Below are 24,224 nucleotides of genomic sequence, written 5' to 3' on the forward strand. Positions count from 1 at the left end.
GCATAATCTCACAATGCCACGAAGGCGTGGCTATTGTGCCGCTCCACCCCTCTATATACTAGTGGCCCGTGTGACCCTTTGATTCGCCGATCCAGGCGTCCTGTTTGCGCCCCCCTTTGGATCGCTTTTTGCGGAATCCGTCAAATGAGCCAACAGTTTCAACACGATGTCCTCGTCATCGGCAGCGGCGCCGCCGGCTTGAGCCTGGCCCTGACCCTGCCCAGCCATTTGCGTATAGCGGTTTTGAGCAAAGGCGACCTGGCCAACGGCTCGACCTTCTGGGCCCAGGGCGGCGTGGCTGCGGTGCTGGACGACACAGACACCGTGCAATCCCACGTCGAAGACACCCTTAACGCCGGCGGTGGCCTGTGCAACGAAGACGCCGTGCGCTTCACCGTCGAGCACAGCCGGGAAGCCATCCAATGGTTGATCGACCAAGGTGTGCCCTTCACCCGCGATGAACATGCCGGCAGCGACGACGGTGGCTTTGAGTTCCACCTGACCCGCGAAGGCGGCCACAGCCATCGCCGAATCATTCACGCTGCCGATGCCACCGGGGCCGCGATTTTCAAGACCCTGCTCGATCAGGCCCGCCAACGCCCCAACATCCAATTGCTGGAGCAGCGCGTCGCCGTCGACCTGATCACCGAAAAACGCCTGGGCCTGCCGGGCGAACGCTGCCTGGGCGCCTACGTACTGAACCGCACCAGCGGTGAAGTCGATACCTATGGCGCACGCTTCACCATTCTCGCCTCGGGCGGCGCCGCCAAAGTCTACCTCTATACCAGCAACCCCGACGGTGCGTGCGGCGACGGCATTGCGATGGCCTGGCGCTCGGGCTGCCGGGTCGCCAACCTGGAGTTCAACCAATTCCACCCCACGTGCCTGTATCACCCGCAGGCCAAGAGCTTTTTGATCACCGAAGCCCTGCGCGGCGAAGGCGCACATTTGAAGCTGCCCAATGGCGAACGCTTCATGCAGCGCTTCGACCCACGCGCCGAGCTGGCACCACGCGATATCGTCGCCCGCGCCATCGACCACGAAATGAAGCGCCTGGGTATCGACTGCGTGTATCTGGACATCAGCCACAAGCCCGAAGCCTTTATCAAGACCCACTTCCCGACCGTCTACGAACGCTGCCTGACCTTCAATATCGACATCACCAAGGGCCCGATCCCCGTGGTGCCGGCCGCGCACTACACCTGCGGTGGCGTGATGGTCGATCAGCATGGCCGCACCGACGTGCCGGGCCTGTATGCCATCGGCGAAACCAGCTTCACTGGCCTGCACGGCGCCAACCGCATGGCCAGCAATTCATTGCTCGAATGCTTCGTGTATGCCCGCTCGGCGGCAGCGGACATTCTTGAGCAACTGCCGCGCATCCCGGTACCAGCCGCCCTGCCCCGCTGGGATGCGAGCCAGGTCACTGATTCGGACGAAGACGTGATCATCGCTCACAACTGGGACGAGCTGCGACGCTTCATGTGGGACTATGTGGGCATCGTGCGCACCAACAAGCGCCTGCAAAGGGCGCAACATCGGGTGCGCTTGCTGCTGGATGAGATCGACGAGTTCTACAGCAACTACAAGGTCAGCCGCGACCTGATCGAATTGCGCAACCTGGCCCAAGTGGCCGAGCTGATGATCCGGTCGGCCATGGAGCGCAAGGAAAGCCGCGGCTTGCATTACACCCTCGACTATCCACAGATGCTGCCCGAAGCCCGGGACACTATCCTGGTGCCAACCACCTACGCCGGCTGAACTTCAGGCGTACCCGCAGGCGCCGGTGCACATCGGCGGCCTGTGCATCCCTTGGCACGCAGATGGACCGCACTCGCCGTTCACCCTGCGCCCGGTAACGCAACACCACGATGAGCGGCAACGCCAGGCTGTCGGGCCGCAGTTGCACAGGGTGCCACCCGCGTGCGGCGCTCCATAATTGCCAGCCATCGTCGTCACGGCGCAGGCCACGAATCGACGAACGGTGAGTGAGCAGAATTTGCCGCGGTAACACCCAGGCACAATGAGCCAGGCATAACAGGATGCCCAGGCTTGAGTAAGGCAGGTTTAGAACCAGCAGGCTGCCCAGCGCGATCAGTTGGGCAAGCACATAGGCCGCCAGCAACAGCCGCGAGGCCTGCCAGCGGCATTCGAAACGATTACTTGGGCTGGACACGGTCCAGGATCATCCGAACCATGCGCTGCAGCTCCGGGTCTTCGGATTCGGCGCGCTCCATGAACCAGCCAAACATGTCCTGGTCTTCGCACGTAAGCAACCTGACGTAGAGGTCGCGGTCCACCTGATTGAGCGTCGCGTACACCTCTTTGGTGAAAGGCACCAGCAACACATCCAGCTCCAGCATGCCGCGACGGCTGTGCCAGTAGAGGCGATTGATTTCTACATCTTCGACCATGGAGCCCTCCTAAAATAGAGCGCAAGTATACAGCCCCGACGACACTGGAACAGTCGGCTTTGGTCGCCCTATATGGAAACTATGCATTTGCCGGACGCCCCTCTATGATGCACCCATGACTTTTTGACCTGCGATGACCCATGGCTGACTCCGCTTTTTTCTGCTCCCTGTCCCACGAAGGCGTTCTCGCCGTCCGCGGCTCTGATGCTGCCAAGTTCCTGCAGGGCCAACTGACCTGCAACCTCAATTACCTGAGTGAAACCCAGGCCAGCCTGGGCGCGCGCTGCACGCAAAAAGGCCGGATGCAGTCGAGCTTCCGCATCCTGCTGCAGGGGGATGGCGTACTCCTGGCCATGGCCACCGAGTTGCTTGAACCGCAGCTGGCAGATTTGAAAAAGTACGCGGTGTTCTCTAAATCCAAGCTCACCGACGAAAGCGCTGCCTGGGCGCGCTTCGGCCTGGCTAACGCAGACGCGGCCTTGACCGCTCTGGGCCTGGAACTGCCGGTCGAGACCGACAGCGTGGCACGCAACGAGGCATTGATCGCCGTCCGCGTTTCCCAGGGCCGTGCCGAACTCTGGGTACCTGCCGAACACGCCGACGCCGTGCGCAGCCAATTGGCCGCGCAGTTGCAACAGTCTGAATTGAATGCCTGGCTACTTGGCCAGATCCGTGCCGGTATCGGCCAGGTGATGCCCCAGACGCGCGAGCTGTTCATCCCGCAGATGCTCAACCTGCAGGCCGTGGGTGGCGTCAGCTTCAAGAAAGGCTGCTACACCGGCCAGGAAATCGTCGCGCGCATGCAGTACCTGGGCAAACTCAAGCGGCGTCTGTATCGCCTGAACCTGGAGGCTGCCGAACTCCCCGAGCCAGGTACTCCACTGTTTTCCCCCAGCCATAACAGCGCAATCGGCGAAGTGGTCATCGCCGCAAAAGCTGACCAGTCGATTGAACTTCTCGCTGTGCTGCAAGCCGAAGCTGCCGACAGTGGCGACGTGCGCTTGGGCACCTTGGAAGGCCCAGGCCTGCACTTGCTTGACCTGCCCTACCAACTGGACCGAGATCGCGAGATCCAGCGTTAATCGCCGTACTTTTTTGCAGCACCCTAGAGAGCATGAATGAACAAGCTGGCGGAAAAAGTCCAACAAGCGTTGGTAACGGCCATCGATAACGATGACCTGGTTCTGCCGACATTGCCGGAGGTGGCCCTGAAAATTCGCCAGGCCGCCGAAGACCCGGAGATCAGCATCAGCCACCTGAGCAAAGTGATCAGTCGTGACACGGCCCTGTCGGCGCGCCTGATCAAAGTGGTCAACAGCCCGTTGCTGCGGGCCAGCCAGGAAGTCACCGACCTGCACACCGCCATCACCCGGCTCGGTACCAACTACAGCAGCAACCTGGCTATCGGCCTGGTGATGGAGCAGATCTTTCACGCCCGCTCCGAGGTGGTCGAACAGAAAATGCGCGACGTGTGGCGCCGCAGCCTGGAGGTGGCGGGCGTGAGCTACGCCTTGTGCCGTCGCCACAGCCAGCTCAAGCCGGACCAGGCGGCGCTGGGCGGCCTGGTGCATCAGATCGGCGTGCTGCCGATCCTCACGTATGCCGAGGACCATTATGAGCTGCTGGCCGACCCCGTCAGCCTCAACCACGTCATCGACAGCATTCACCCGGTGCTGGGGGACAAGCTGCTACGGGTGTGGGACTTCCCCGAGATGCTGGTGAACGTGCCGGGCCAATACCTGGACCTGACACGCGACTCTGCCAGCCTGGATTACGTCGACCTGGTGCAAGTCGCCGCGCTGTACTGCCACCGCGGCACCGACCATCCCCTGGGCACCGTGCCGCTTGCCACATTGCCGGCTCTCATGAAGTTACGCATAGACCTGCACAGCGACGCCCTGCGCAGCGAACTGGACGAAGCCCGCTCGATGTTTTACTGATCAACCCGCGATAAAACTCACGCGTACCTTAAGCCCCGCCAGCTCGCCATCATGCAGGCTGATCTGCGCCAGGTGCGCACGGCAAATCTCCCCGACAATCGCCAACCCCAAGCCCGAGCCCATGCCCTGCTGGCTGCGTCGATAAAAGCGCTCGAACACCCGGTCCCGCTCATCCAGCGGGATACCGGGGCCGTCATCTTCCACCTCCAGCACCGCCGGGGCCGTCACCCGCAGAATCACATTGCCGCCGGGTGGCGTATGGGCCAAGGCGTTGTCCACCAGGTTGCTCAGCAGCTCATTGAGCAGCGTCGGTTCGCCACGCAGCCATACCGGCTCATCGGCCTCCAGCGCCAGCGCCACGCCCCGCGCGTGGGCCAGCGGCGCCATGGCCATACCGAGCTCACGGGCCAACTGGCTTAAATCGAGCAACTGCGCACCACCTTCGGCAATGGCCCGGGCACCGTTTTCGATGCGGGCCAGGGACAACAATTGATTGGCCAGGTGCGTCAAGCGGTCGGTGCCCTGGGCGGCCGTTTCCAGGGTGCTGCGCCAGGTGGCCGGTTCTTCGGCACGCAGGCCCAGTTCCAGCCTGGCCTTGAGCGCCGCCAGGGGTGTGCGCAGTTCGTGGGCAGCATCGGCAATAAACTGCGCCTGACGCTCGAACTGCCCGCGCAGGCGTTCGGTGAAATGGTTGAGCGAGCGCACCAGTGGGCCGAACTCGTCCTGAACTTCCACCAAAGGCAGGGGCCGCAGGTCATCGGGCTGGCGCTCTTCCACCGCCGTGCGCAGGCGTTCCAGCGGGCGCAGGGCGGCGCTTACCGCGAACCACACCAGCAACAATGCGCCGATGGCGAGCATGCCCAGGCGCAGCAGGGTGTCAGCCATCAGGCTGCGGGCCATGGCCACCCGCGCTTCGTCGGTCTCCGCGACACGAATTTCGGCCATGCCATTCATGTTCGGCTCCGAGACGGCCTTGAGCAGGCTCACCACCCGTACTTGCTGGCCCAGGTACATGGCGTTGTAGAACCGCGCCAAGGCTGGGTAATCGTCGGTGCGGGGCGTGCCGGGCGGCGGGCCGGGCAGGTTTTCGTAACCGGAAATCAGCTTCTGATCAATGTCATTGACCTGATAATAAATGCGCCCGGCACTGTCGTAGGCAAAGGTGTCCAGGGCTACATAAGGCACATTGGCGCTGAGGGTGCCGTCCACCTGGGTCAAGCCGGCGGCAATGGTGCGCGCCGAGGCCAGCAGCGTGCGGTCATAGGCGGTGTCGGCGGCTTCGCGACCGTTCCAATAAGCGCTCATGCCGCTGGCGAGCATCAACAGCACCAGCAACAGCGCCAGGTTGCACAGCAAGCGCCAGCGCAGGCTGCTGGGCTTATGCATCACGGGCTTCCAGCAAGTAGCCAAGGCCACGGAAGGTAACAATGGCGATGGGCTGGCCATCGAGCTTCTTGCGCAGGCGATGCACGTAAATTTCGATGGCGTCAGGGCTGGCCTCCTCGTCCAGGCCAAATACCTGGGAAGCCAATTGTTCCTTGCTCATCACGCGACCCGGCCGGGCAATCAAGGCTTCGAGCACCGCTTGCTCTCGGGAGGTCAAGGTCATCAGTTCGCCTGCGACCGTGAAGCGCCGGGTGTCGAGGTCGTACACCAGTACACCGCAGGTCTGCTGGCGCTCGCCGCCCAACACGCTGCGCCGCAACAGTGCCTTGACCCGTGCTTCAAGCTCCGAGAGTTCAAACGGCTTGGCCAGGTAGTCATCGGCGCCCAGGTTCAGGCCGTGCACGCGGTCTTTTACATCACTGCGAGCAGTCAGCATCAGCACCGGCAGGTTTTTTCCACGTGCCCGCAAACGCGCGAGCACCTCGAAGCCATCCAGGCGCGGCAACCCTACGTCCAGGATCACCGCGGCGTATTCCTCGCTGCTCAAGGCCAGGTCCGCCGCCACGCCGTCATGCAACACATCAACGGTCAAACCCATGCTCTTGAGCGCTTGGGCGACACTTTCGGCGAGCTGCAGATGGTCTTCAACCAACAGGACACGCATGGATTTCTACCTCATTCAGGGGTGGTCGGCGCCACGCTTTGCCCGGCAGTTTACAGCCGCAACCTGGCCTGTGAAGCCCGAAAACATTGAAAGGCGATTGAAAGGTTAGTGAAAGCTTCGCCCTTTAGGATCTAAACACGGTGGTCTATGCCCGCCGAGTTGCCTGACCCGTAGCGCCCGAAAAACGCCTCGAAGCGTTTTCGCCAAAATAAGAACAATAACGGAGTACACCACGATGCTGTCGACCCAGCCACAGGCTTGCGCGCCTGTTCGCTCTTCCCGCCTGACCCATACCGCCCTCGCCAGTGCCGCCGCCCTTGCCGGCTTTACGCCGCTCAGCCAGGCTGCCTTCTTCGAAGACAGTAGCGCGACCCTGGAAACCCGCAACATGTACTTCAACCGCGACTTTCGCGACGGTACCAGTGCGCAGCAATCCAAGCGCGACGAATGGGCACAAGGCTTCATGCTCAATGTGCAATCGGGCTACACCGACGGCACCGTCGGCTTTGGCGTGGATGCGCTGGGCATGCTCGGCGTCAAGCTCGACTCCAGCCCCGACCGCACCGGCACCGGCCTGCTGCCGACCCACGATGACGGCCGCGCCGCCAACGAGTACTCCAAGCTGGGCCTGACCGGCAAAGTGAAAATCTCCGCCACTGAGCTTAAGATCGGCTCGCTGATCCCCGAACTGCCGATCCTCAAGCCCAACGACGGGCGCATCCTGCCGCAGACCTTCAACGGTGGCTTGATCACTTCCAAGGAATTCAAGAACCTGGTGTTCACCGGTGGCCGCCTGGACAAAGCCAAGGACCGCGACGACACCAACTACGAAGACATCGCGCTCAATAACAAGAACAGCCGCTTCCTCAGCGGTGCCACCGGCAAGCACTTCAACTTTGGTGGCGTGGACTACAAGTTCGCCGAAAAGGTCACCGGCAGCTACCACTTCGCCCAACTTGACGACGTGTATCGCCAGCACTTCCTCGGCATGGTCGCATCCCGCCCGATGGGCCCTGGCACCTTCGCCGCCGACCTGCGCCTAGCCATCAGTGATGACACCGGCTCAGCGCGCGGCGGCAATATCGATAACAAATCCCTCAACGGCCTGTTCAGCTATGCCCTCAATGGCCACAAGCTCAGCGCCGGCTACCAGCACATGTCCGGCGACAGCGCCTTCCCGTATGTGGATGGCAGTGACCCGTACCTGGTCAACTTCGTGCAGATCAACGATTTTGCCGGCGCCGAAGAACGCTCCTGGCAGGCACGTTACGACTACGATTTCGCCAAGCTGGGCATTCCGGGCTTGAGTTTCATGAGCCGTTACCTCTCGGGTGACAACATCAAGCTCAAGAATGGCGAGACCGGCAAGGAGTGGGAACGCAACAGCGAGATCAAGTACGTGGTGCAAAGCGGCACGTTCAAAGATGTGGCCGTGCGCCTGCGTAACGCCACCTATCGCTCCAACTATTCGGCCCGTGACGCAGATGAAATGCGCTTGCTGGTCAGCTACAGCGTCGCACTTTGGTAATACCCCCCTCATAACAACAACGATGGAGATCACCATGACCCTTTCACTGCGTAAATTTGCCCTCGCCGCCGGCTGCATGCTGTTCGCCGGCCAACTGCTGGCCGCCGACGAACCCAAGCGTCCGGAATGCATCGCCCCGGCCTCCCCTGGCGGTGGTTTTGACCTGACCTGCAAGCTGGCGCAAAGCGCGCTGGTAAACCAAAAGCTGCTGACCAAACCGATGCGTGTGACCTACATGCCCGGCGGCGTGGGCGCAGTGGCCTACAACGCAGTGGTCGCCCAGCGCCCTGCGGACGCCGGTACTCTGGTCGCCTGGTCGAGCGGTTCGCTGCTGAACCTGGCCCAGGGCAAGTTCGGCCGTTTTGATGAAAGCGCCGTGCGCTGGTTGGCGGCAGTGGGCACCAGCTATGGCGCCATCGCGGTGAAAAGCGATTCGCCCTACAAGACCCTCGACGACCTGGTCAAAGCCCTGAAGAAAGACCCAGGCAGCGTGGTGATCGGCTCCGGCGGCACCGTCGGCAGCCAGGACTGGATGCAAACCGCACTGATTGCCAAGGCCGCCGGGATCAACCCGCGCGAGCTGCGTTACGTCGCCCTTGAGGGCGGCGGTGAAATCGCCACAGCCTTGCTGGGTGGTCACATCCAAGTGGGCAGTACCGACATCTCCGACTCCATGCCGCATATCCAGAGCGGCGACATGCGCCTGCTGGCGGTGTTCTCCGAGAAGCGCCTGGATGAGCCGGAAATGAAGGATATTCCGACCGCCAAAGAGCAAGGCTACGACATCGTCTGGCCGGTGGTGCGTGGCTTCTACCTGGGGCCAAAGGTCAGCGATGAAGACTACGCCTGGTGGAAAGCCGCCTTCGACAAACTGCTGGCTTCCGAGGAGTTCGCCAAGCTGCGTGACCAGCGCGAGCTGTTCCCGTTTGCCATGACCGGCCAGGAGCTGGACACCTACGTGAAGAAGCAGGTGGCTGACTACAAAGTGCTGGCCAAAGAGTTCGGCCTGATCCAGTAATCGCCCCTCTTTTTGTGTAATGCCCCTGTAGGAGCGAGCTTGCTCGCGAAGAACGCAAGTACACCGTGTGCATCCAGGATGGCCGGCGTCATCGTTGACGTTTTTCGCGAGCAAGCTCGCTCCTACAAGAGGGGCCTTGGAGTTTTCTATGCTCTTACAACGCATTTTTGCCGCGGTGCTGTTACTGGCCTGTATCGGCCTGGCACTGATGGCCTGGCCGTATCAGGCGGCCTTTTCCTACGAACCCGTGGGGCCCAGGGCCTTCCCCCTGCTGCTGCTCGGGCTGATGGGCCTGGCGCTCATCTACATGATGATTCGCCCGCAGGCGACCAAACACACCGACGATGAACCCGCACTGGACCAACCCACGTTGATCAAGATCGGCATCTGTGTGGCCCTGCTGCTGGTGTTTGCCGGCACGTTCGAATCCTTGGGCTTCATTCTCAGCAGCATGCTGATCGGTATTCCGATGGCACGGCTGTATGGCGGCCGCTGGTTGCCCAGCGTGGTGATCATCACCTTGATGAGCGTCGGTCTTTATCTGCTGTTCGATAAAACCATGGACGTACCGTTGCCCCTCGGCCTGCTCGACGTTCTGGAGAACTGATATGGATACTTTTGGCTATTTGGGCCAGGGTTTCGGCGTTGCGCTGAGCCCCTATAACCTGGTGACCGCGTTGTGCGGCACCTTGATCGGCACCGTGGTCGGCCTGTTGCCGGGCCTGGGCCCGATCAACGGAGTGGCGCTGTTGATCCCCATCGCCTTCGCCCTGGGCTTGCCGCCCGAGTCGGCGCTGATCCTGCTGGCAGCCGTGTACCTGGGCTGCGAATACGGTGGCCGCATCAGTTCGATTCTGCTTAACATCCCGGGCGAAGCGTCCACCGTGATGACCACCCTCGACGGTTACCCGATGGCCCGCAAAGGCCTGGCTGGCGTGGCGCTGTCATTGTCGGCCTGGAGTTCGTTCATCGGCGCGTTTATCGCCACCTGCGGCATGGTGCTGTTCGCCCCGCTGCTGGCCAAGTGGGCGATTGCGTTCGGCCCGGCGGAATACTTCGTATTGATGGTGTTTGCGATTGTCTGCCTGGGCGGCATGGCCGGTGACAAACCGCTGAAGACTTTTGTTGCGGCGCTGATCGGCTTGTTCCTTTCCTGCGTGGGCATCGACGCCAACAGCGGTGTGTACCGCTTTACCGGCGACAATATTCACCTGACCGACGGCATCCAGTTCGTGGTGCTGGTACTGGGGCTGTTCTCCATCAGCGAGATTCTGCTGCTGCTGGAAAAAACCCACCGTGGCCAGGAAGCAGTGAAAGCCACCGGGCGCATGATGTTCAACGCCAAGGAAGCCTTGTCGGTACTCACCGTGAACCTGCGTTGCGGCGTGTCGGGCTTTATCATCGGCGTGTTGCCGGGTGCCGGTGCGACCATGGCGTCGGCCGTTGCCTACATGACCGAGAAACGCATCGCAGGCGCGAGCGGCAAGTTCGGCCAAGGCGACATGCGCGGCCTGGCCGCCCCTGAAACCGCGATTGGCGCATCGGTTTGCGGCGCCATGGTACCGATGCTGACCCTCGGTGTTCCGGGCTCGGGCACCACAGCGGTGATGATCGGCGCCCTGTCGCTGTACAACATCACTCCTGGCCCGCTGCTGTTCCAACAGCAACCGGACATTGTCTGGGGCCTGATCGCGTCGTTGTTCATTGCCAACATCATGCTGGTGGTGCTCAACATCCCGATGATCCGCATCTTCACCCGTATCCTCGCCGTGCCGAACTGGGCGCTGGTGCCGGTGATCGCCATCATCACCGCGATTGGCGTGTACGCCGTGCATGCCACCACCTTCGATCTGTTCCTGATGATCGCCATCGGCATCTTCGGCTACATCCTGCGCAAGCTGGACTTCCCGCTGTCGCCGCTGCTGCTGGGCTTTATCCTCGGCGGCCTGATGGAGCAGAACCTGCGCCGCGCGCTGTCGATCTCCAACGGTGCGCTGGAAATCCTGTGGTCGAGCCCGATCACCTTTGGCGTCTGGGTACTCACCGCAATCATGCTGCTTGTACCGCTGCTGCGTATCTGGCGTAAACGCGTGCAACAGCGTCGTGCCCTGGCCGATGTCTGAGGTCACCTTTAAACATTGGTGGGGAACACCGCTGGTCGGCCTGGCCGGCGGTTACCTGGCCAGCCTGGTGGGCTGGCCTTTGCCGTACATGGTCGGCTCGTTGCTGGCGATCATCCTGGTGCGGTGCCTCACGCCCTGGCAGTTGGCGGAGATTCCCGGCGGGCGCAAATGCGGCCAATGGGTGGTGGGCATCGGCATCGGCCTGCACTTCACCCCGGTGGTGATCGAGCAGGTGATGAGCCATTTCGGCCTGATCTTCTTCGGCGCACTGGTCACCAGCTTGTCGAGCGTGGTGGGCGTGTGGTTGATGCGCCGCAGCGGTGAAGACCGTGCCACGGCGTTTTTCTCCAGCATGCCGGGCGGTTCCGGCGAGATGGTCAACCTCGGCGCCCGCAATGGCGCGGTGCTCAGCCGGGTTGCGGCCGGGCAAAGCCTGCGAGTGCTGGTGGTGGTGCTGTGTGTGCCGGCGATCTTCAAGTATTTGCTCGGAGGCGGCGCGCCGCAGTTTCATCCGGCGCCCGTAGACTGGGCCTGGCTGGCCCTGCTGTTTCCGGTGGGTGCGCTGGTCGCCTGGGGCTGGCAACGCTTGCGCCAACCCAACCCCTGGTTGTTCGGACCATTGCTGGTGAGTGCGGTGGCGAGCGTGACCTGGGATTTGCACATCGGCCTGCCAGACGGCGGCAGCCAGATCGGCCAATGGTTGATCGGCAGCGGTTTGGGTTGCCACTTCAATCGGCAGTTCTTTCGTCGCGCGCCATCGTTCATGGGCCGCACCTTGATTGGCACGGCATTGACCATGCTGCTGGCGACATTGGCGGCGGTGGGCTTGAGCGCCCTCACTCACCTCGACCTGCGATCACTGACCCTGGGCATGATGCCAGGCGGTATCGCTGAGATGAGCCTGACGGCTGAAACCCTGCAGCTGTCGGTGCCCTTGGTGACGGCGATGCAGGTGATGCGCCTGTTGTTCGTGCTGTTTTTGGCCGAGCCTTTGTTTCGGCACTGGAACCGTCAGCCAGACCCTCTCTAAACCCTCCCACATTCTGAATGTGCCAGGCCTCAGACCGGTGGCAAACGCCACTCGATGGGGGCCTCGCCATTCTGCTCAAGGAACTTGTTGGTCCGGCTGAAATGCCCGCAGCCCAGAAACCCACGATACGCCGACAACGGTGACGGATGCACCGACGTCAGCACCAGATGCTTGGTGGCATCGATGAGCTTCTGCTTGCTTTGAGCATGGGCGCCCCACAGCAGGAACACCAAGTGCGGCTGATGCTCGCTGACCACTTCGATGATTCGATCGGTAAAAAACTGCCAGCCCTTACCCGCATGGGCGTTGGCGTTGGCGCGCTCCACGGTCATGGTGGTGTTGAGCATCAGCACGCCCTGGTCGGCCCAGCTTTGCAGGTAACCGTGGTTGGGGATGTCGATGTTCAGGTCGCGCTTGAGCTCTTTATAGATATTGACCAGCGACGGCGGCGCCGGCACGCCCGGTTGTACCGAGAAGCACAGACCGTGGGCCTGGCCAGGGCCGTGGTAGGGGTCTTGGCCGAGGATCACCACCTTGACCTTGTCCAGGGGCGTGGAATTAAGGGCATTGAAAATCAACGGGCCGGGCGGGTAGATCTCTTTGCCAGCGGCATGTTCCTGGCGCAGAAACTCGCGCAATTGCGCCATGTAGGGCTTCTCGAACTCATCGCGCAGGGCGTGTTTCCAGCTGGGTTCGAGTTTGATACGGTCGCCATCGGTCATAGTTCAATTGTCTTGTAAAAAAGAATGAGGCGAACCCTAGGAAAGCCGACCCCGCTTGTCAATTGATCTGACACAGCACCGGCACTTTCCCACGAAGGGATCATACTCATCCTTCACCTTCTCGATTGAGGTCACGATGAACCTGCATTTCGAAGAACTGACCGGCAGTGGCGGCGCTCGCATCGGCATCGCCAGCCTGGACGCGCCAAAGTCCCTCAATGCCCTCTCCCTGCCGATGATCCTGGCCCTGGATGAGCGCATGGAGGCTTGGGCCAAAGACCCGCAGATCGTCTGCGTGCTGCTGCGCGGCAACGGCCCCAAAGCCTTTTGCGCCGGTGGCGAAGTGCGCAGCCTGGCCCAGGCATGCCGTGAGCAGCCCGGCGAAGTTCCGGCTCTGGCCGCGCAGTTTTTTGCCGCTGAATATCGTCTTGACTACCGCCTGCACACCTACCCCAAACCGTTGATCTGCTGGGGCCACGGTTATGTATTGGGCGGTGGCATGGGCCTGTTGCAAAGCGCCGCCGTGCGTATCGTTACGCCGAGCAGTCGTTTGGCCATGCCCGAGATCAGCATTGGCTTGTACCCGGATGTGGGGGCCAGTTGGTTCCTGTCCCGCCTGCCGGGCAAGCTCGGCCTGTTCCTGGGCCTCACCGGTGCCCATATCAACGGTCGTGACGCGCTGGACTTGGGCCTGGCCGATCGCTTCCTGCGCGATGACCAGCAAGACGAATTGCTCGATGGCCTGTTGCAACTGAACTGGCAGGAACAGAGCGCGATGCAACTCAACAGCCTGCTAAAGGCCCTGGGCCAGGAGGCGGTCAGCGATCAACCCGAAGCGCAATGGCTACCGCGCCGCGCACAAATCGACGAATGGCTGGATGTCGGAGATGTACGCTGTGCCTGGCGTGCCTTGAGCCTGCTGCGCGACCACAGCGACCCGCTATTGAACCGCGCCGGCAAAACCCTCAGCGAGGGCTGCCCGCTGACGGCGCATCTGGTGTGGGAACAGCTCCAGCGCGCGCGCCACCTATCCCTGGCCCAGGTGTTCGAGATGGAATACACCCTGAGCCTCAACTGCTGCCGTCATCCGGAGTTCGCCGAAGGCGTTCGGGCGCGCCTGATCGACAAAGACCAGACGCCTCATTGGCACTGGCCGGATATCAACACACTGCCGGATGCAGTGGTGCAAGCGCACTTTGACAAGGCTTGGGAAGGTAGGAATCCTCTGGCAGATTTATCTGACTACTGACAGGTCTGTACGTTTGTCGTTGACCTTGAACGCGCAATTGTCCGGTTGGCTGTCCACGCACGTATACACCGGCAACTCGAACGCATCGGGCTGCAGCTTCCAATACAAGGAGCTGGTCAACGACATGTTGATAATCTCATTGCCCCTGCTTGGCCTCAACACTACTACCCCGTTCCAGCTGGTGCGGTAGATGCACTTGTCCATGTAGCCGTTTCCTCTCTCCTCGCCGTCGCCCGGCATGAAGACTGCGCCAATGAACCCGTCGACAACACCACGCGACGCTACCTTCGGACTTTGCCAGCGCAGGCCATTGTCCTGGGCGCGATAATGGCCATCGGCGTACACGATCTGCGTCGTATAAGGACAGCCCTGCTCCGCTCTTGCCGATGCAATGAAGCCGCTCATCAGCAGGAGCACGCAAATCAATTGTTTGAACATAGGGATTCCATCTGCTCAGTCTCACCACGCAAAAGCACAAGGCTTCTCGTTAGTGAAGTACAGCTAGCGCCTCAAAGATAGCTGTTAAATCTGACAGTACGGACATACGGTACCTATAAAAAACGGCGCATGATGCGCCGCTTGTTTTTCAAGATATTTAACGGTGACCGCCGCGGCCACCTCCGTGGTCGGAACCACGTCCACGCCCGCCATTGCCCCAGCGGTCGCCCCACCCCTGATTTGGGTAGGGCCGGTAGCCGGCGCGAGGGTAATAGCGCGGGGCCGGTTGGTAGTAGCGCGGCGCCGAATAGTAGCGAGGCTGCGGCGCATAGTAGCGAGGCGCTGGCGCGTAATAGCTGCGCCCAGAAGGGTAATAACGCGGGCCGCCGTAGTAGTAGGCTGGCGCCGGTGCGGTGTAGACCTCGGAGCGATAGTAGGTAGCGCCTCCATCGTAGTAGGGCACGCAGGCTGAAAGGGTCAGGCCGAGCAAAGCGATAAGCAGCAGTCGTCGATACATGGCGGCCTCCTGGACCGCGGAAGAGCTCCTCCAGCGACGCTGGCGAGCGGCATTCAGCCTTCACTGAATGACGAAACATCTGACATCAAAAACCGAATCTGGTGCGTTCGCGACACAAGTGGAAACATCTGTTTCAGACGAAGTGAAGCCTCGCCAAAAAGCCATGGTGATGGAATGCCGCGCAGCAGCGCTGTATCGTGCAATAACTAACGCGCCCTACCCGATTCCCTTCTGAACCGACCCATGACCACACCGATCCTCTGCCCCGCCTGCGGTGCCCGCAACGACTGCTCCCTGGCCGACCCGCGTACCGTCGACCAGGCCTGCTGGTGCTACAGCGTCATCATCGACCCGGCGGTGCTTGAAGCCCTGCCGGATGAGTTGCGCAATAAAGCCTGCCTGTGCCCACGCTGTGCCCAAGTGGACGAACAGTTGCGTAACCGCCATGCGCGTTGATCGCTTCCTCAGCAACCTGCCACAGTTCAATCGCAAGCAAGTGCGCCTGTTGCTGGCGGAGCGCCGGGTAACCGTCGAGGGTGTTGCAGTCAGCGATCCGCACCATCACGTACGTGAATTCAGCCAGGTCTGCGTGGACGGTGAAATCCTGCAAGCGGGCAAGCCGGCGCGTTATTTCATGCTGCACAAACCTCAGGGTTGCGTCAGCGCCACATCAGACCCGCAACACCCCACGGTCTTAGACCTGCTGGACGAACCGGACAAAGCCGACCTGCATATCGCCGGGCGCCTGGATTTCAACACCACCGGCCTGATGCTGATCACCAACGACGGCCAATGGTCGCGGCGCCTCACCCAACCGCAGACCAAGTTGCCCAAGGTTTACCATGTGCAAACCGAACAGGACATCGGCACGCAGTACGCGCAGACGTTCGCGGCAGGCGTGTATTTCGCTTTTGAAGATCTCACTACCCAACCTGCCGAACTTGAACTGCTGAGCCCCAGAGCGGCCCGGTTGAGCATCATCGAAGGCCGCTATCATCAGGTGAAGCGCATGTTCGGGCACTTTGATAATAAGGTGGTCGGCCTGCACCGCGAGCGAATGGGGCCCTTGGTGCTAGATACGTCGCTTGCGCCGGGTCAGTATCGGCCACTGACTGACGACGAAATCCGACAAGTCTGACGACCGTTCAGCCGGTGATGGCAAAAAACCAGCCGCTTGCCTTGCGACCTGCTTTCGGTGCTGCTTGAATCAAGGCTTCAGCCAGATGATGACTGACGAGTCGCCCTATAACCTCCAAGAAACATCTTGCCTCGCCCGCGCTTGATCCACGGGCCCTCCCGGCAAACCGCCTGCCATAACAACACCCGCCGGCCAGCCGTCATCGGACCGACATGGGCCCTCATTTTCCAGGCGTATGCCTACCTGTCATAAAGCTCGTGCAGAGTGATCTGCGCGCACTACCCGCTTGCCAGGAGTCTTACGACATGAGGCCAGAAATCGCTGTGCTGGATATACAGGGTCAGTTTCGGGTGTACACGGAGTTCTATCGCGCGGACGCAGCGGCCAAGACCATCGTCCTGGTTAACGGCTCCATGGCGACCACAGCGTCCTTCGCTCAAACCGTGAAAAGCCTGTACCCACAATTCAATGTGGTGTTGTACGACCAGCCCTACGCTGGCCGTTCCAAAATCCACAACCGTCATGAGCACATGCTGACCAAGGAAGTCGAGGGCCAGATCCTCCTGGAACTGCTCGACCACTTCGCCGCCGAACACGTGCTGTCCTTCTCCTGGGGCGGCGCCGCTACGTTGGTTGCCCTCGCACAGCGACCCCGTCGGGTGGAAAAAGCCGTGATCAGCTCATTCTCGCCGGTGATCAATGCGCCCATGCGTGACTACCTCGAACGTGGCGTCGACTACCTGGGCAACCTCGACCGCGACCGTGTCGGCCACCTGGTCAACAGCACCCTCGGCAAGCACCTGCCGTCGCTGTTCAAACGCTTCAACTATCGCCATGTCAGCAGCCTGGCCGCACACGAATACGGACAGATGCATTTTCACATCAGCCACATGCTCAACAGCGACCGGCAGTGCTACCTCAAGGCCGCCAGGCAGATCGACATTCCGGTGCTGTTCTTGAACGGCGAATGGGACGAATACACCAGTGCAGACGACGCCAAGCTGTTTGGCCAGCATGTGGCCAAGAGCAGCTTCAGCACCATCCAGGCGACGGGACACTTTCTGGACATGGAGCATAAAGCCGCATGCCGCGACAGCCGTGAGGCCGTGGTGGGCTTCTTGAAGGGGCAGCGGCCCGCCAGCCCGTTGCGGTATAACCAGGGCCAGGCGCAGCATGCATGGGCGCTTTGAAATCAAGCCTGACACTGTGGCGAGCAAGCTTGCTCGCCACACGCAACTCTCACATTTTTCAAAGAAAAACTTCAAATCCAGCCGAACATCTGGTACAAAGTCAGCCGCTCTGAGCGGGTATAGTTTAGTGGCAAAACGAAAGCTTCCCAAGCTTTAGTTGAGGGTTCGATTCCCTCTACCCGCTCCACTCAGATTTGCACTTGCGTCAGGAGGGTTCTGACGCAGGATGCACAAAAAACCGGTCCTTGGTGACCGGTTTTTTTATACCAATAATTTAGCCTCCAGCGCTCATCTGCTGCTCGGCAGTCGAGCCTGAGGGCGTGAAGCACCTCGTAATACCTCCAAGCGGCGCCATTTCTGTGCGCCCATACACTTCATTCAACACCTATCGAAATCTCGGACATCAACCGTTGGTAGGTAGAGTGTTGATAATTTCACAGCAGTGGTTATAGTCACCATCAACACACACCACAAGGAGGTGATGTGGATAGCCGGTATTTGATAGGACACATCGTTGCAGACGGTTGGTATCTGGTGCGCATCCGAGGTAGCCATCATCACTTCAAGCACCCGACAAAGCCGGGGCTCGTGACGATCCCTCACCCCAAAAAGGACCTGCTGGATAAAACCGCCAAGAGCATTTTGAAACAGGCTCTGCTGAGCTAACCGTCCCTGGAGGGCAAGAGCATGCTTTACCCCATCGCAATTTCAACGGGCGACGAAAACCACGCCTGGGGCGTGGAAGTCCCGGATATTCCTGGCTGTTATTCAGCCGGCGATGATATGGACGATGCCATGGCCATGGCCCGCGAAGCCATAGAAGGGCACTTCGAGATCCTGGCAGAAGATAGCGCGCCGATCCCCACCGCGCAGAAAGTCACCGTGCACGCCGCCAACCCTCAGTACGCCGGTTGCACGTGGGCTGTGGTGGACATCGACGTGACCAAATATCTGGGCAAAGCTCAAAAGCTCAACATCACCCTGCCCGGCTATCTGTTGAATCGCATCGATGAGTACGTGTTGAATCATCCACAGGAAAAAAGCCGCTCGGGATTCCTGGCGTCCGCTGCGCTCAAGGTATTGCAACAGGAGCGGTAGTTACGCCTAAACAAAATCTTACGGCAAGGACGGCAACACCCCGCGATGATGTAGGCTCATCGGCCAAGAGTTCGGACACATGGCAATGCTGGGCACCCAAAAAAACACACCCAAGATCATCCTGCGCCAAGTCGTCGGCTGGGTGTTGGTGTTGCCACTGCTGGCCTCGTTTGCAAGGCTGCCCTTTCCTCTCGGATTACTCTTGGAAATAGGCGTGATTGCCGCGTCGGCTTACGGGGTGAACCTGGCCTGGCGTCATGCGAGCCGCCGCGTGGCGGTATTGGCTTTGATTATCACCCTGCTCAATATCATTTCTGCGTTCATGCTAAGCACTGCATCTGTGCTGAAGGCGCTCTACATAATCTCGTGGCTCTATTGGTACCCCTACTACGCCGATTGGGTTTACTGGAATTTCTAGACAAGCGCAAAATTTGACCGCAAGAAACGTAGTTTCCAGACACTCTGATGGAACTACAGTGACGTCGTCCCCCTTCACGCCCCTCAAGGAGCCTGCCGATGACTTACCACTACAAGCTCATGCCTTCCCCCGTCGGTGAGCTCACCCTGGTGGCGCGCGATGGCAAACTCAGCGCCATCCTCTGGGAAGTAGAACGTGCGAATCGCGTACGCCTGGGTGAATTGATCGAGGCCAACGACAGCCCGGTGCTGCGAGAAACCGAACGCCAACTGAGGGAATACTTTGCCGGAACACGTAACCAGTTCGAGCTGGAGCTGGACTTCACGGGCACTGACTTCCAAAAGCAGGTCTGGCAGGCACTGCTGACCATCCCCTTCGGCGAAACCCGCAGTTACAGCCAGATCGCCGAGCAGATCGGCAACCCCAAAGCCGTGCGCGCTGTCGGCGCGGCGAATGGGCGCAACCCCATCTCAATCATTGCGCCCTGCCACCGGGTGATTGGTGCTTCTGGCGGCTTGACCGGTTTCGCGGGCGGGCTGGCGGCCAAGCAGTATTTATTGGCGCTGGAAGGCACCGGTCAGGGGGAACTGGCGTTATAGGCCGCGTCCAGAACGGGCCTGAACTCGGCATAAAAAACGGCGGCTGGATTCTCTCCAACCGCCGTTTTTCATATCAGGCAGCAGCCTCAACCGTCGCCTTGATGGCCCTTGCCATAGGTCGAGGCCAGGGCGCGGGCTTTTTGCAGGCGCTCTTCAAGCTTGGGCAGCGTCTCATCCACCAGTGCCTTTATCTCCGGCACATCCGACGCGGCGCCCTCTTTCTGGAACAAGGCGATGGCATCTTCGTTCTCCTTGACCTGCTGCGCGGTATAGGCAGCGTCAAACGAATCGCCGTCCTTGAGTTCAGGCATCAGGGTTTCGGCCTTATCAACGATCTTCTCCCGTGGGGCCACAGGCAAATCAAGCTTCTTGGCAATCGCCGCCAAGTGCTGGTTGGCCAGGGTGCGCTCGTTGATGACCTCGATGGTGTAGTCCTTGATCTCTTGGGACGAGGTCTTGGCGTGGGCCATGCGGCTGGTTTCGATATCGGCCATGCCTTTGGCCGAAGCCTGCTCGATGAATTCTGCAGGCGACTGGGCGAAAGCATTGCTGGCGCCGAGGCCCAGCAGCATCGCGAAACTGGCGGTGCGTAACCGGATAGCCATGCGGCTCATGATGGGTTCCTCCAGGGCAAAAATAGGCGCGGGAGTATACTCCTCGCCCTGAATTGGAATTTTCAGGGCGGCAAAGGTTTAGAAAAAACTTCCCTGTGCGACGAACGGCAGTCGTCGCCTCAGGCCGGTTTGCTGCCAAACAGGCCCGGCAATGCGTGCGCCAGGGCATTGAGGGCGAAGCCGATAAACATCACGCCGCAGAGTCTGGTGATGAGAATTTCGTGGCGTTGATACAGCGTCCGCACCCGTTGGGCGCCCACCACACCGATCAGGATCGCGTAGGCCAGCAAGCCACCGATAAAGCTCAGCAGAATCAAGGTCGGCAGCATCGACCAAGTCAACAGCTCGGCCCGGCTGGACAGCAACGCAGTGAAGGTCGCCACGGCCACCGGATACGCCTTGGGGTTGGTCAAGCCAAACAGAATGCCGTGCCAGAACGGATGACGCGCCGCGCCCTGAGGGGCATCGCTGTTGCGGCGTTGGGTGCGGATCGCACGCCAGCCGAGCCAGAACAAATACACCCCACTGAGTACGCCGAGCACGTCAAACGCACTGCTGCCGACTTCCCGCGCACCGACGATGGCTATCAGCGCCGTGCTGCACCACACCACATCGCCGAGCAAATGACCGCACAAGAATCCTGCCCCGGCACGCCGGCCACGGGCCGCACCGATGCCGAATACGGCCAGGACACCGGGGCCAGGGGTAATGCCGTAGATAAAACCCGAAGCCAGCACGGCGAACAGCAAGGATGGAGTCATGGATAGACGCTCCGACAGACGCTAAAAGGTGATTGATTCTGCATGCTTCACCGCGACGGGTAAAACTTCATTCCAGCATAGGGCTTGGCACGACAGGCTTGCAGGCGCGAGGCCAAATCGCCGACATGAGCCTCCAGCTTGTGGCCGTCGGGATCGAGAAAATAAAACGATGCGCCTTCGCTGCGGTTGTCTCGCCATTCCCGCACGCCGGCAGCACGCAGGCGTTCGACCAAGGCAGTGAAATCAGCAGCATCGACAGTGAAGGCATAGTGGGTGTAATCCACCGCCGCAGTAGTCGAACGCAACGGGTCCAGCGACAGGCACAGCCAAAGCCCAGGCAGTGAGAGGTAGGCACCGTGGTCCCAGGTTGCGTCGAGCTGCAGGCAGAGCAGGTCGTGATAGAAACTGACGCTGCGCGGCACATCGGTGACGGCCAGGGTCAGGTGGTTGAATCCAGAAAGCATGACTGTTCTCCTTGATCGTCATACGCCTGACGAGCGGGGCAAACCGTGGCGGTAATGACGATGTAGTATGTTGCACTACACATCACTACATCGAGGTTCATATGTCTGTTATGTCCCTACGTATACCGGAAGACGTCGCCGATACCCTCGCCAGTCTCGCCAAGGCTACCGGTCGCAGCAAATCCTTTCTGGCCGTTGACGCATTACGCGAATACCTGGCCCGCGAAGCCTGGCAAATCGAAGAAATCCAGAAAGCCGTGAAAGAAGCGGATGCGGGGGATTTCGCCACGGCTGCCGAGGTAAAGGCTGTCGCTGATAAATGGCGCGCCAATGCAGGTTGAGTGGCTGAGGGCAGCCCTCAGAAATCTTGACGATGAAGCGGCTTATATTGCCGAAGAAAACCCCAAAGCAGCCCATGAATTTGTCCAGGCAATTTTAAGTGGCCTGGAACAGGTCGCCGCGTTTCCCACGATGGGGAAAGAGGGACGAGTGCCGGGGACCCGAGAGTGGGTCGTGCCTCGATGGCCCTACATTGTTCCTTACCGAATCCGGGAGGGGCGGCTACAGGTAATGCGGATTTTTCATACCCGACGTCAGCCTCCGAAAGCATGGTGACGGAGCTCTACCCGACCAGCCCCACCAGCCGCGCAATCAACCACTGCAATCCTGCATCCCCACCCCGCCGCGTATGCCAGGCCAGCTCAAAGTCAAACGAAGGAATATGAAACGGCGGTGGCACGGCCAGCAATTGCCGAGCGTCGATATTCGGAAGACCTCGAGACGACACCGTCAGAATCAGGTCCGTACCCTGGATCAATTGCGGCGCCACGCCCCAGTGCGGCAGGCTGATCGCCACACGTCGGCGTTCACGAATGGCCGTCAACGCCCGTTCGATTTCCGGCGTGCCGCTGCCGCGCATCTCCAGCAGTACATGGGGGCGCGACAGGTAGCCCGGCAGGTCCAGCACCCCACTTGGCGCAAGGCTGTCGCGGTCGACCAGGCAGGTGTAATGCTCTTCGAACAGCGGCGTGGTGCGCAGTTCGGCGGGCATGTCGGGAAATACACCTGCCGCCAGGTCGAGGTCGCCATTGAGCACACCGTCGACCATGCCTTCGCGGCTGGCCTGGATGATCTGCAAGTCGATACCGGGCGCTTCCTGGCGTAGGACGCGAACCAGGCCGGGTAGGAAAATCGCTGCGCTGTAATCCGACATCGCCACGCGAAAGCGGCGTTTGGCAGAAGTGGGATCAAAACGATTCGGCGTCAATAAGGCCTGCACCTGCGCCAGGGTTTCGGCCAAGGGTGCCGCCAACTCCAAGGCGCGCGCGGTTGGCACCAGTGTGCCGCCCTGACGCATCAGCAGCGGGTCGCCCAGCATATCGCGCAGCCGCGCCAACGCATGGCTGACCGCCGGCTGGCTCAGGTGCAGGCGTTCGGCGGCGCGGGTGACGTGCTGCTCGCTGAGCAAGGCGTCGAGGACCACCAACAGGTTAAGGTCGATGCGGCGCAGATCATTCATCAGCTGCATGCCCAGCATAAGAATTTGGAATTTAAATTTGCTCGACGAATAACCTAGAGTCCAGCAAAACTTCTGGGAGCGTCGAGATGACGGTGTTGCATTGGGTAGGTTTGTTGGCGCTGGCGGTGTTCGCCGGTGCAGTGGTGCCGTTTCAAAGTGCGATCAACGCCAACCTCGGGCGCGGGCTGGGCCATCCTTTGTGGGCCACCTTGGCGTCGTTGCTGGTAAGCGTCATCGTGCTGCTGCCGGTGATTGTGGCGCTGCGTTTGCCTCTGCCGAGCCTGGCCTTTATCAACAAGTCACCGTTGTGGATGTGGGCCGGCGGTGCCTTTGGCGTGTGTTTCATTTCATTGGCGCTGATGCTACTGCCCAAGCTCGGCGCATCAGGCTTCATTGCGCTGGCCATGGCCGGGCAGATCCTCGCCTCGTTACTGCTGGACCATTTCGGCCTGTTCGGCCTGGCGGAACGTCAGCTGACAACCTCGCGAGTACTGGGCGCGCTACTGCTGATCGGTGGCGTGGCGTTGATTCAGTTCAGCGGCGCTCAGCCGCCAGGCGATTAATCTGCGCCTGCTCCACCACCGGCTGCGGCGCGCCTTGGCTGGCCGCCTGCAACATCGCACGGCCGACGGTCTCGGTGCTCACCACCCAGTCCGGCTTTAGTCGCCGCACAAACGAAAGCACCGGCCCGAGCACGCTATAGAAAGATTGATACAACGGCGTCTTCGAACGCACACCGTGCAACGGCTGGATGATCCCCGGACGGAACAGATACACCGCCTTGAACGGCAAGCGCAGCAAGGCATTTTCGGTCTTGCCCTTGACCCGCGCCCACATCGACTTGCCGGCTTCGGAACTGTCCGTGCCAGCGCCGGACACATAGATAAAGGCCATCTGCGGATTGAGCCGCGCCAGGGTACTGGCCGCCACCAGGGTCAGGTCATAGGTGAGGTGGGTATAGCGCGCTTCTTTCATGCCCGCCGACGAAACACCCAGGCAGAAGAAGCACGCATCAAAACCTTGCAACAGGTTTTCCAGAGGTTGGAAATCCAGCATGTCGCTGTGCAACACCTGGTGCAGCTTGCCGTGCTCCTGAGTCAAGGGCGTGCGGCCCACGGCCACCACTTCCTGCACATCAGGCGCCAGCAGGCACTCGCGCAGCACACCCTGGCCCACCATGCCGGTGGCGCCGAATAACAGAACTCTCATGAAAGGACCTCAGCGGCACGCCGCACGCTTGATGCTTGAATGCATTAGGCGTGTAGCTTAACGCGTGCCGCTGGAGGCTGCGCCTATCAAAACTACACAACTTTGTAAGTTGTCGCAGCCGACGGTAACCACGATGCGAAGCGAGCCGCTCTTGATCTTGATCTGCTTGTGATCTTGATCTCAGG

31 protein-coding genes and 1 tRNA gene are annotated in these 24,224 nt (G+C 60.6%); 20 read left to right on the forward strand and 12 right to left on the reverse strand.

Annotated features, from left to right (window positions below; genetic code table 11):
* Positions 1-144 precede the first annotated feature (144 nt).
* Positions 145-1,761 (forward strand): L-aspartate oxidase, encoded by a 1,617-nt coding sequence (nadB, locus tag QK296_RS22745; RefSeq protein WP_003189449.1) that lies wholly within the window; start codon positions 145-147, stop codon positions 1,759-1,761.
* Here the strand turns inward: nadB and QK296_RS22750 are convergent.
* Positions 1,730-2,176, reverse strand: coding sequence for a protein YgfX (locus tag QK296_RS22750; protein ID WP_003189446.1), 447 nt, complete (start codon positions 2,174-2,176; stop codon positions 1,730-1,732). The two genes, nadB and QK296_RS22750, sit on opposite strands and share 32 nt — an antisense overlap.
* Positions 2,160-2,414 carry a succinate dehydrogenase assembly factor 2 gene (locus QK296_RS22755; protein WP_014717362.1) on the reverse strand — a complete coding sequence of 85 codons (255 nt, stop codon included), beginning with the start codon at positions 2,412-2,414 and terminating at the stop codon, positions 2,160-2,162. The genes QK296_RS22750 and QK296_RS22755 overlap by 17 nt, the downstream gene beginning before the upstream one ends.
* A 140-nt stretch (positions 2,415-2,554) precedes the next feature.
* Between QK296_RS22755 and QK296_RS22760 the strand changes: the two genes are divergently transcribed.
* Positions 2,555-3,496 (forward strand): folate-binding protein YgfZ, encoded by a 942-nt coding sequence (locus tag QK296_RS22760; protein WP_003189442.1) that lies wholly within the window; start codon positions 2,555-2,557, stop codon positions 3,494-3,496.
* A gap of 36 nt (positions 3,497-3,532) precedes the next feature.
* A complete protein-coding gene (locus QK296_RS22765; protein ID WP_003189441.1) occupies positions 3,533-4,354 on the forward strand; it encodes an HDOD domain-containing protein in 822 nt (273 codons plus the stop codon).
* Here the strand turns inward: QK296_RS22765 and QK296_RS22770 are convergent, their stop codons facing one another.
* Together QK296_RS22770 and QK296_RS22775 are read right to left on the reverse strand one after the other, a co-directional pair.
* On the reverse strand, positions 4,355-5,740 hold the full coding sequence (locus QK296_RS22770; protein ID WP_169855444.1) for a sensor histidine kinase: 1,386 nt from the start codon (positions 5,738-5,740) through the stop codon (positions 4,355-4,357).
* Positions 5,733-6,404 (reverse strand): response regulator, encoded by a 672-nt coding sequence (locus tag QK296_RS22775; RefSeq protein WP_003189437.1) that lies wholly within the window; start codon positions 6,402-6,404, stop codon positions 5,733-5,735. Before QK296_RS22775 ends, QK296_RS22770 begins: the two co-directional genes overlap by 8 nt.
* Positions 6,405-6,639: 235 nt before the next feature.
* On the opposite strand from QK296_RS22775, the gene QK296_RS22780 reads away from it, so the two are divergent.
* From QK296_RS22780 to QK296_RS22800, 5 genes are all read left to right on the forward strand, one after another.
* A complete protein-coding gene (locus QK296_RS22780) occupies positions 6,640-7,932 on the forward strand; it encodes an OprD family porin (RefSeq protein WP_192001988.1) in 1,293 nt (430 codons plus the stop codon).
* Positions 7,933-7,960: 28 nt separating this feature from the next.
* A complete protein-coding gene (locus QK296_RS22785) occupies positions 7,961-8,950 on the forward strand; it encodes a tripartite tricarboxylate transporter substrate binding protein (protein ID WP_169855587.1) in 990 nt (329 codons plus the stop codon).
* Between the two features lie 148 nt (positions 8,951-9,098).
* Positions 9,099-9,557 (forward strand): tripartite tricarboxylate transporter TctB family protein, encoded by a 459-nt coding sequence (locus QK296_RS22790; protein ID WP_003189430.1) that lies wholly within the window; start codon positions 9,099-9,101, stop codon positions 9,555-9,557.
* 1 nt (position 9,558) lies between these two features.
* Positions 9,559-11,073 carry a tripartite tricarboxylate transporter permease gene (locus tag QK296_RS22795; RefSeq protein ID WP_003189428.1) on the forward strand — a complete coding sequence of 505 codons (1,515 nt, stop codon included), beginning with the start codon at positions 9,559-9,561 and terminating at the stop codon, positions 11,071-11,073.
* Positions 11,066-12,103, forward strand: coding sequence for an AbrB family transcriptional regulator (locus tag QK296_RS22800; RefSeq protein WP_003189426.1), 1,038 nt, complete (start codon positions 11,066-11,068; stop codon positions 12,101-12,103). Before QK296_RS22795 ends, QK296_RS22800 begins: the two co-directional genes overlap by 8 nt.
* A gap of 29 nt (positions 12,104-12,132) precedes the next feature.
* Here the strand turns inward: QK296_RS22800 and ung are convergent, their stop codons facing one another.
* Entirely contained in the window at positions 12,133-12,825 is a 693-nt protein-coding gene (gene ung / locus QK296_RS22805; RefSeq protein ID WP_003189424.1) for a uracil-DNA glycosylase, read from the reverse strand.
* Between the two features lie 136 nt (positions 12,826-12,961).
* On the opposite strand from ung, the gene QK296_RS22810 reads away from it, so the two are divergent.
* Positions 12,962-14,074 (forward strand): enoyl-CoA hydratase/isomerase family protein, encoded by a 1,113-nt coding sequence (locus tag QK296_RS22810; RefSeq protein ID WP_003189421.1) that lies wholly within the window; start codon positions 12,962-12,964, stop codon positions 14,072-14,074.
* Here the strand turns inward: QK296_RS22810 and QK296_RS22815 are convergent.
* Together QK296_RS22815 and QK296_RS22820 are read right to left on the reverse strand one after the other, a co-directional pair.
* A complete protein-coding gene (locus QK296_RS22815; RefSeq protein WP_032900451.1) occupies positions 14,060-14,512 on the reverse strand; it encodes a DUF3757 domain-containing protein in 453 nt (150 codons plus the stop codon). The two genes, QK296_RS22810 and QK296_RS22815, sit on opposite strands and share 15 nt — an antisense overlap.
* A 157-nt stretch (positions 14,513-14,669) precedes the next feature.
* A complete protein-coding gene (locus tag QK296_RS22820; protein WP_019818497.1) occupies positions 14,670-15,029 on the reverse strand; it encodes a hypothetical protein in 360 nt (119 codons plus the stop codon).
* A gap of 243 nt (positions 15,030-15,272) precedes the next feature.
* Here QK296_RS22820 and QK296_RS22825 point away from each other — a divergent pair, with 243 nt between their 5' ends.
* From QK296_RS22825 to QK296_RS22860, 8 genes are all read left to right on the forward strand, one after another.
* Positions 15,273-15,485 carry a cysteine-rich CWC family protein gene (locus QK296_RS22825; protein WP_282391322.1) on the forward strand — a complete coding sequence of 71 codons (213 nt, stop codon included), beginning with the start codon at positions 15,273-15,275 and terminating at the stop codon, positions 15,483-15,485.
* Positions 15,475-16,167 carry a 16S rRNA pseudouridine(516) synthase gene (locus QK296_RS22830; protein ID WP_137204566.1) on the forward strand — a complete coding sequence of 231 codons (693 nt, stop codon included), beginning with the start codon at positions 15,475-15,477 and terminating at the stop codon, positions 16,165-16,167. Before QK296_RS22825 ends, QK296_RS22830 begins: the two co-directional genes overlap by 11 nt.
* 305 nt (positions 16,168-16,472) lie before the next feature.
* Positions 16,473-17,357, forward strand: a complete 885-nt coding sequence (locus QK296_RS22835) for an alpha/beta hydrolase (RefSeq protein ID WP_282391323.1) — start codon at positions 16,473-16,475, stop codon at positions 17,355-17,357.
* Between the two features lie 113 nt (positions 17,358-17,470).
* Positions 17,471-17,544 (forward strand) — tRNA-Gly (locus tag QK296_RS22840).
* Between the two features lie 296 nt (positions 17,545-17,840).
* Complete coding sequence (locus tag QK296_RS22845) at positions 17,841-18,023, forward strand: type II toxin-antitoxin system HicA family toxin (RefSeq protein WP_003189411.1); 183 nt, start codon at positions 17,841-17,843, stop codon at positions 18,021-18,023.
* Positions 18,024-18,044: 21 nt separating this feature from the next.
* On the forward strand, positions 18,045-18,455 hold the full coding sequence (locus QK296_RS22850; protein WP_282391324.1) for a type II toxin-antitoxin system HicB family antitoxin: 411 nt from the start codon (positions 18,045-18,047) through the stop codon (positions 18,453-18,455).
* An 85-nt stretch (positions 18,456-18,540) separates the two neighbouring features.
* Positions 18,541-18,873, forward strand: coding sequence for a hypothetical protein (locus tag QK296_RS22855; protein ID WP_282391326.1), 333 nt, complete (start codon positions 18,541-18,543; stop codon positions 18,871-18,873).
* Positions 18,874-18,971: 98 nt separating this feature from the next.
* Positions 18,972-19,472, forward strand: a complete 501-nt coding sequence (locus tag QK296_RS22860; RefSeq protein ID WP_282391325.1) for a methylated-DNA--[protein]-cysteine S-methyltransferase — start codon at positions 18,972-18,974, stop codon at positions 19,470-19,472.
* A gap of 86 nt (positions 19,473-19,558) precedes the next feature.
* Here QK296_RS22860 and QK296_RS22865 read toward each other — a convergent pair whose 3' ends face one another.
* The 3 genes from QK296_RS22865 to fos all read right to left on the reverse strand — a co-directional run bounded on the left by QK296_RS22865 (position 19,559) and on the right by fos (position 21,311).
* Positions 19,559-20,086, reverse strand: a complete 528-nt coding sequence (locus tag QK296_RS22865) for a DUF4142 domain-containing protein (protein ID WP_003189402.1) — start codon at positions 20,084-20,086, stop codon at positions 19,559-19,561.
* A 119-nt stretch (positions 20,087-20,205) separates the two neighbouring features.
* Positions 20,206-20,847 carry a LysE family translocator gene (locus tag QK296_RS22870; protein ID WP_003189401.1) on the reverse strand — a complete coding sequence of 214 codons (642 nt, stop codon included), beginning with the start codon at positions 20,845-20,847 and terminating at the stop codon, positions 20,206-20,208.
* 47 nt (positions 20,848-20,894) lie between these two features.
* Positions 20,895-21,311 (reverse strand): fosfomycin resistance glutathione transferase, encoded by a 417-nt coding sequence (gene fos / locus QK296_RS22875; protein ID WP_169855433.1) that lies wholly within the window; start codon positions 21,309-21,311, stop codon positions 20,895-20,897.
* 101 nt (positions 21,312-21,412) lie between these two features.
* Between fos and QK296_RS22880 the strand changes: the two genes are divergently transcribed.
* Both QK296_RS22880 and QK296_RS22885 read left to right on the forward strand, forming a co-directional pair.
* Positions 21,413-21,652, forward strand: coding sequence for a ribbon-helix-helix protein, CopG family (locus QK296_RS22880; RefSeq protein ID WP_032900450.1), 240 nt, complete (start codon positions 21,413-21,415; stop codon positions 21,650-21,652).
* Positions 21,642-21,926, forward strand: coding sequence for a type II toxin-antitoxin system RelE/ParE family toxin (locus QK296_RS22885; RefSeq protein ID WP_094775369.1), 285 nt, complete (start codon positions 21,642-21,644; stop codon positions 21,924-21,926). Before QK296_RS22880 ends, QK296_RS22885 begins: the two co-directional genes overlap by 11 nt.
* A 7-nt stretch (positions 21,927-21,933) precedes the next feature.
* Here QK296_RS22885 and QK296_RS22890 read toward each other — a convergent pair whose 3' ends face one another.
* The gene (locus tag QK296_RS22890) at positions 21,934-22,848 is read right to left on the reverse strand and encodes a LysR substrate-binding domain-containing protein (RefSeq protein ID WP_169855432.1); all 915 of its coding nucleotides are present in this window, start codon (positions 22,846-22,848) and stop codon (positions 21,934-21,936) included.
* A gap of 68 nt (positions 22,849-22,916) precedes the next feature.
* Between QK296_RS22890 and QK296_RS22895 the strand changes: the two genes are divergently transcribed.
* Positions 22,917-23,393: a DMT family transporter gene (locus QK296_RS22895; RefSeq protein WP_169855431.1), complete on the forward strand. Its 477-nt coding sequence runs from the start codon at positions 22,917-22,919 to the stop codon at positions 23,391-23,393.
* Here the strand turns inward: QK296_RS22895 and QK296_RS22900 are convergent.
* Complete coding sequence (locus tag QK296_RS22900; protein ID WP_003189392.1) at positions 23,365-24,039, reverse strand: NAD(P)H-binding protein; 675 nt, start codon at positions 24,037-24,039, stop codon at positions 23,365-23,367. The genes QK296_RS22895 and QK296_RS22900 overlap by 29 nt on opposite strands.
* Positions 24,040-24,224 lie beyond the last annotated feature (185 nt).

The sequence above is a fragment of the Pseudomonas sp. AL10 genome (assembly GCF_029960685.1).
Taxonomy (GTDB): domain Bacteria; phylum Pseudomonadota; class Gammaproteobacteria; order Pseudomonadales; family Pseudomonadaceae; genus Aquipseudomonas; species Aquipseudomonas lactis.

Bases quoted from the DNA above. Each gene is read 5' to 3' on its own strand.
- nadB (WP_003189449.1), top strand. From the start codon at position 145: ATGAGCCAACAGTTTCAACACGATGTCCTCGTCATCGGCAGCGGCGCC.
- QK296_RS22755 (WP_014717362.1), bottom strand. From the start codon at position 2,414: ATGGTCGAAGATGTAGAAATCAATCGCCTCTACTGGCACAGCCGTCGC.
- QK296_RS22760 (WP_003189442.1), top strand. From the start codon at position 2,555: ATGGCTGACTCCGCTTTTTTCTGCTCCCTGTCCCACGAAGGCGTTCTC.
- QK296_RS22765 (WP_003189441.1), top strand. From the start codon at position 3,533: ATGAACAAGCTGGCGGAAAAAGTCCAACAAGCGTTGGTAACGGCCATC.
- QK296_RS22770 (WP_169855444.1), bottom strand. From the start codon at position 5,740: ATGCATAAGCCCAGCAGCCTGCGCTGGCGCTTGCTGTGCAACCTGGCG.
- QK296_RS22775 (WP_003189437.1), bottom strand. From the start codon at position 6,404: ATGCGTGTCCTGTTGGTTGAAGACCATCTGCAGCTCGCCGAAAGTGTC.
- QK296_RS22780 (WP_192001988.1), top strand. From the start codon at position 6,640: ATGCTGTCGACCCAGCCACAGGCTTGCGCGCCTGTTCGCTCTTCCCGC.
- QK296_RS22790 (WP_003189430.1), top strand. From the start codon at position 9,099: ATGCTCTTACAACGCATTTTTGCCGCGGTGCTGTTACTGGCCTGTATC.
- QK296_RS22795 (WP_003189428.1), top strand. From the start codon at position 9,559: ATGGATACTTTTGGCTATTTGGGCCAGGGTTTCGGCGTTGCGCTGAGC.
- QK296_RS22800 (WP_003189426.1), top strand. From the start codon at position 11,066: ATGTCTGAGGTCACCTTTAAACATTGGTGGGGAACACCGCTGGTCGGC.
- ung (WP_003189424.1), bottom strand. From the start codon at position 12,825: ATGACCGATGGCGACCGTATCAAACTCGAACCCAGCTGGAAACACGCC.
- QK296_RS22810 (WP_003189421.1), top strand. From the start codon at position 12,962: ATGAACCTGCATTTCGAAGAACTGACCGGCAGTGGCGGCGCTCGCATC.
- QK296_RS22815 (WP_032900451.1), bottom strand. From the start codon at position 14,512: ATGTTCAAACAATTGATTTGCGTGCTCCTGCTGATGAGCGGCTTCATT.
- QK296_RS22820 (WP_019818497.1), bottom strand. From the start codon at position 15,029: ATGTATCGACGACTGCTGCTTATCGCTTTGCTCGGCCTGACCCTTTCA.
- QK296_RS22825 (WP_282391322.1), top strand. From the start codon at position 15,273: ATGACCACACCGATCCTCTGCCCCGCCTGCGGTGCCCGCAACGACTGC.
- QK296_RS22830 (WP_137204566.1), top strand. From the start codon at position 15,475: ATGCGCGTTGATCGCTTCCTCAGCAACCTGCCACAGTTCAATCGCAAG.
- QK296_RS22835 (WP_282391323.1), top strand. From the start codon at position 16,473: ATGAGGCCAGAAATCGCTGTGCTGGATATACAGGGTCAGTTTCGGGTG.
- QK296_RS22850 (WP_282391324.1), top strand. From the start codon at position 18,045: ATGCTTTACCCCATCGCAATTTCAACGGGCGACGAAAACCACGCCTGG.
- QK296_RS22855 (WP_282391326.1), top strand. From the start codon at position 18,541: ATGCTGGGCACCCAAAAAAACACACCCAAGATCATCCTGCGCCAAGTC.
- QK296_RS22860 (WP_282391325.1), top strand. From the start codon at position 18,972: ATGACTTACCACTACAAGCTCATGCCTTCCCCCGTCGGTGAGCTCACC.
- QK296_RS22865 (WP_003189402.1), bottom strand. From the start codon at position 20,086: ATGAGCCGCATGGCTATCCGGTTACGCACCGCCAGTTTCGCGATGCTG.
- QK296_RS22870 (WP_003189401.1), bottom strand. From the start codon at position 20,847: ATGACTCCATCCTTGCTGTTCGCCGTGCTGGCTTCGGGTTTTATCTAC.
- fos (WP_169855433.1), bottom strand. From the start codon at position 21,311: ATGCTTTCTGGATTCAACCACCTGACCCTGGCCGTCACCGATGTGCCG.
- QK296_RS22880 (WP_032900450.1), top strand. From the start codon at position 21,413: ATGTCTGTTATGTCCCTACGTATACCGGAAGACGTCGCCGATACCCTC.
- QK296_RS22885 (WP_094775369.1), top strand. From the start codon at position 21,642: ATGCAGGTTGAGTGGCTGAGGGCAGCCCTCAGAAATCTTGACGATGAA.
- QK296_RS22890 (WP_169855432.1), bottom strand. From the start codon at position 22,848: ATGCTGGGCATGCAGCTGATGAATGATCTGCGCCGCATCGACCTTAAC.
- QK296_RS22895 (WP_169855431.1), top strand. From the start codon at position 22,917: ATGACGGTGTTGCATTGGGTAGGTTTGTTGGCGCTGGCGGTGTTCGCC.
- QK296_RS22900 (WP_003189392.1), bottom strand. From the start codon at position 24,039: ATGAGAGTTCTGTTATTCGGCGCCACCGGCATGGTGGGCCAGGGTGTG.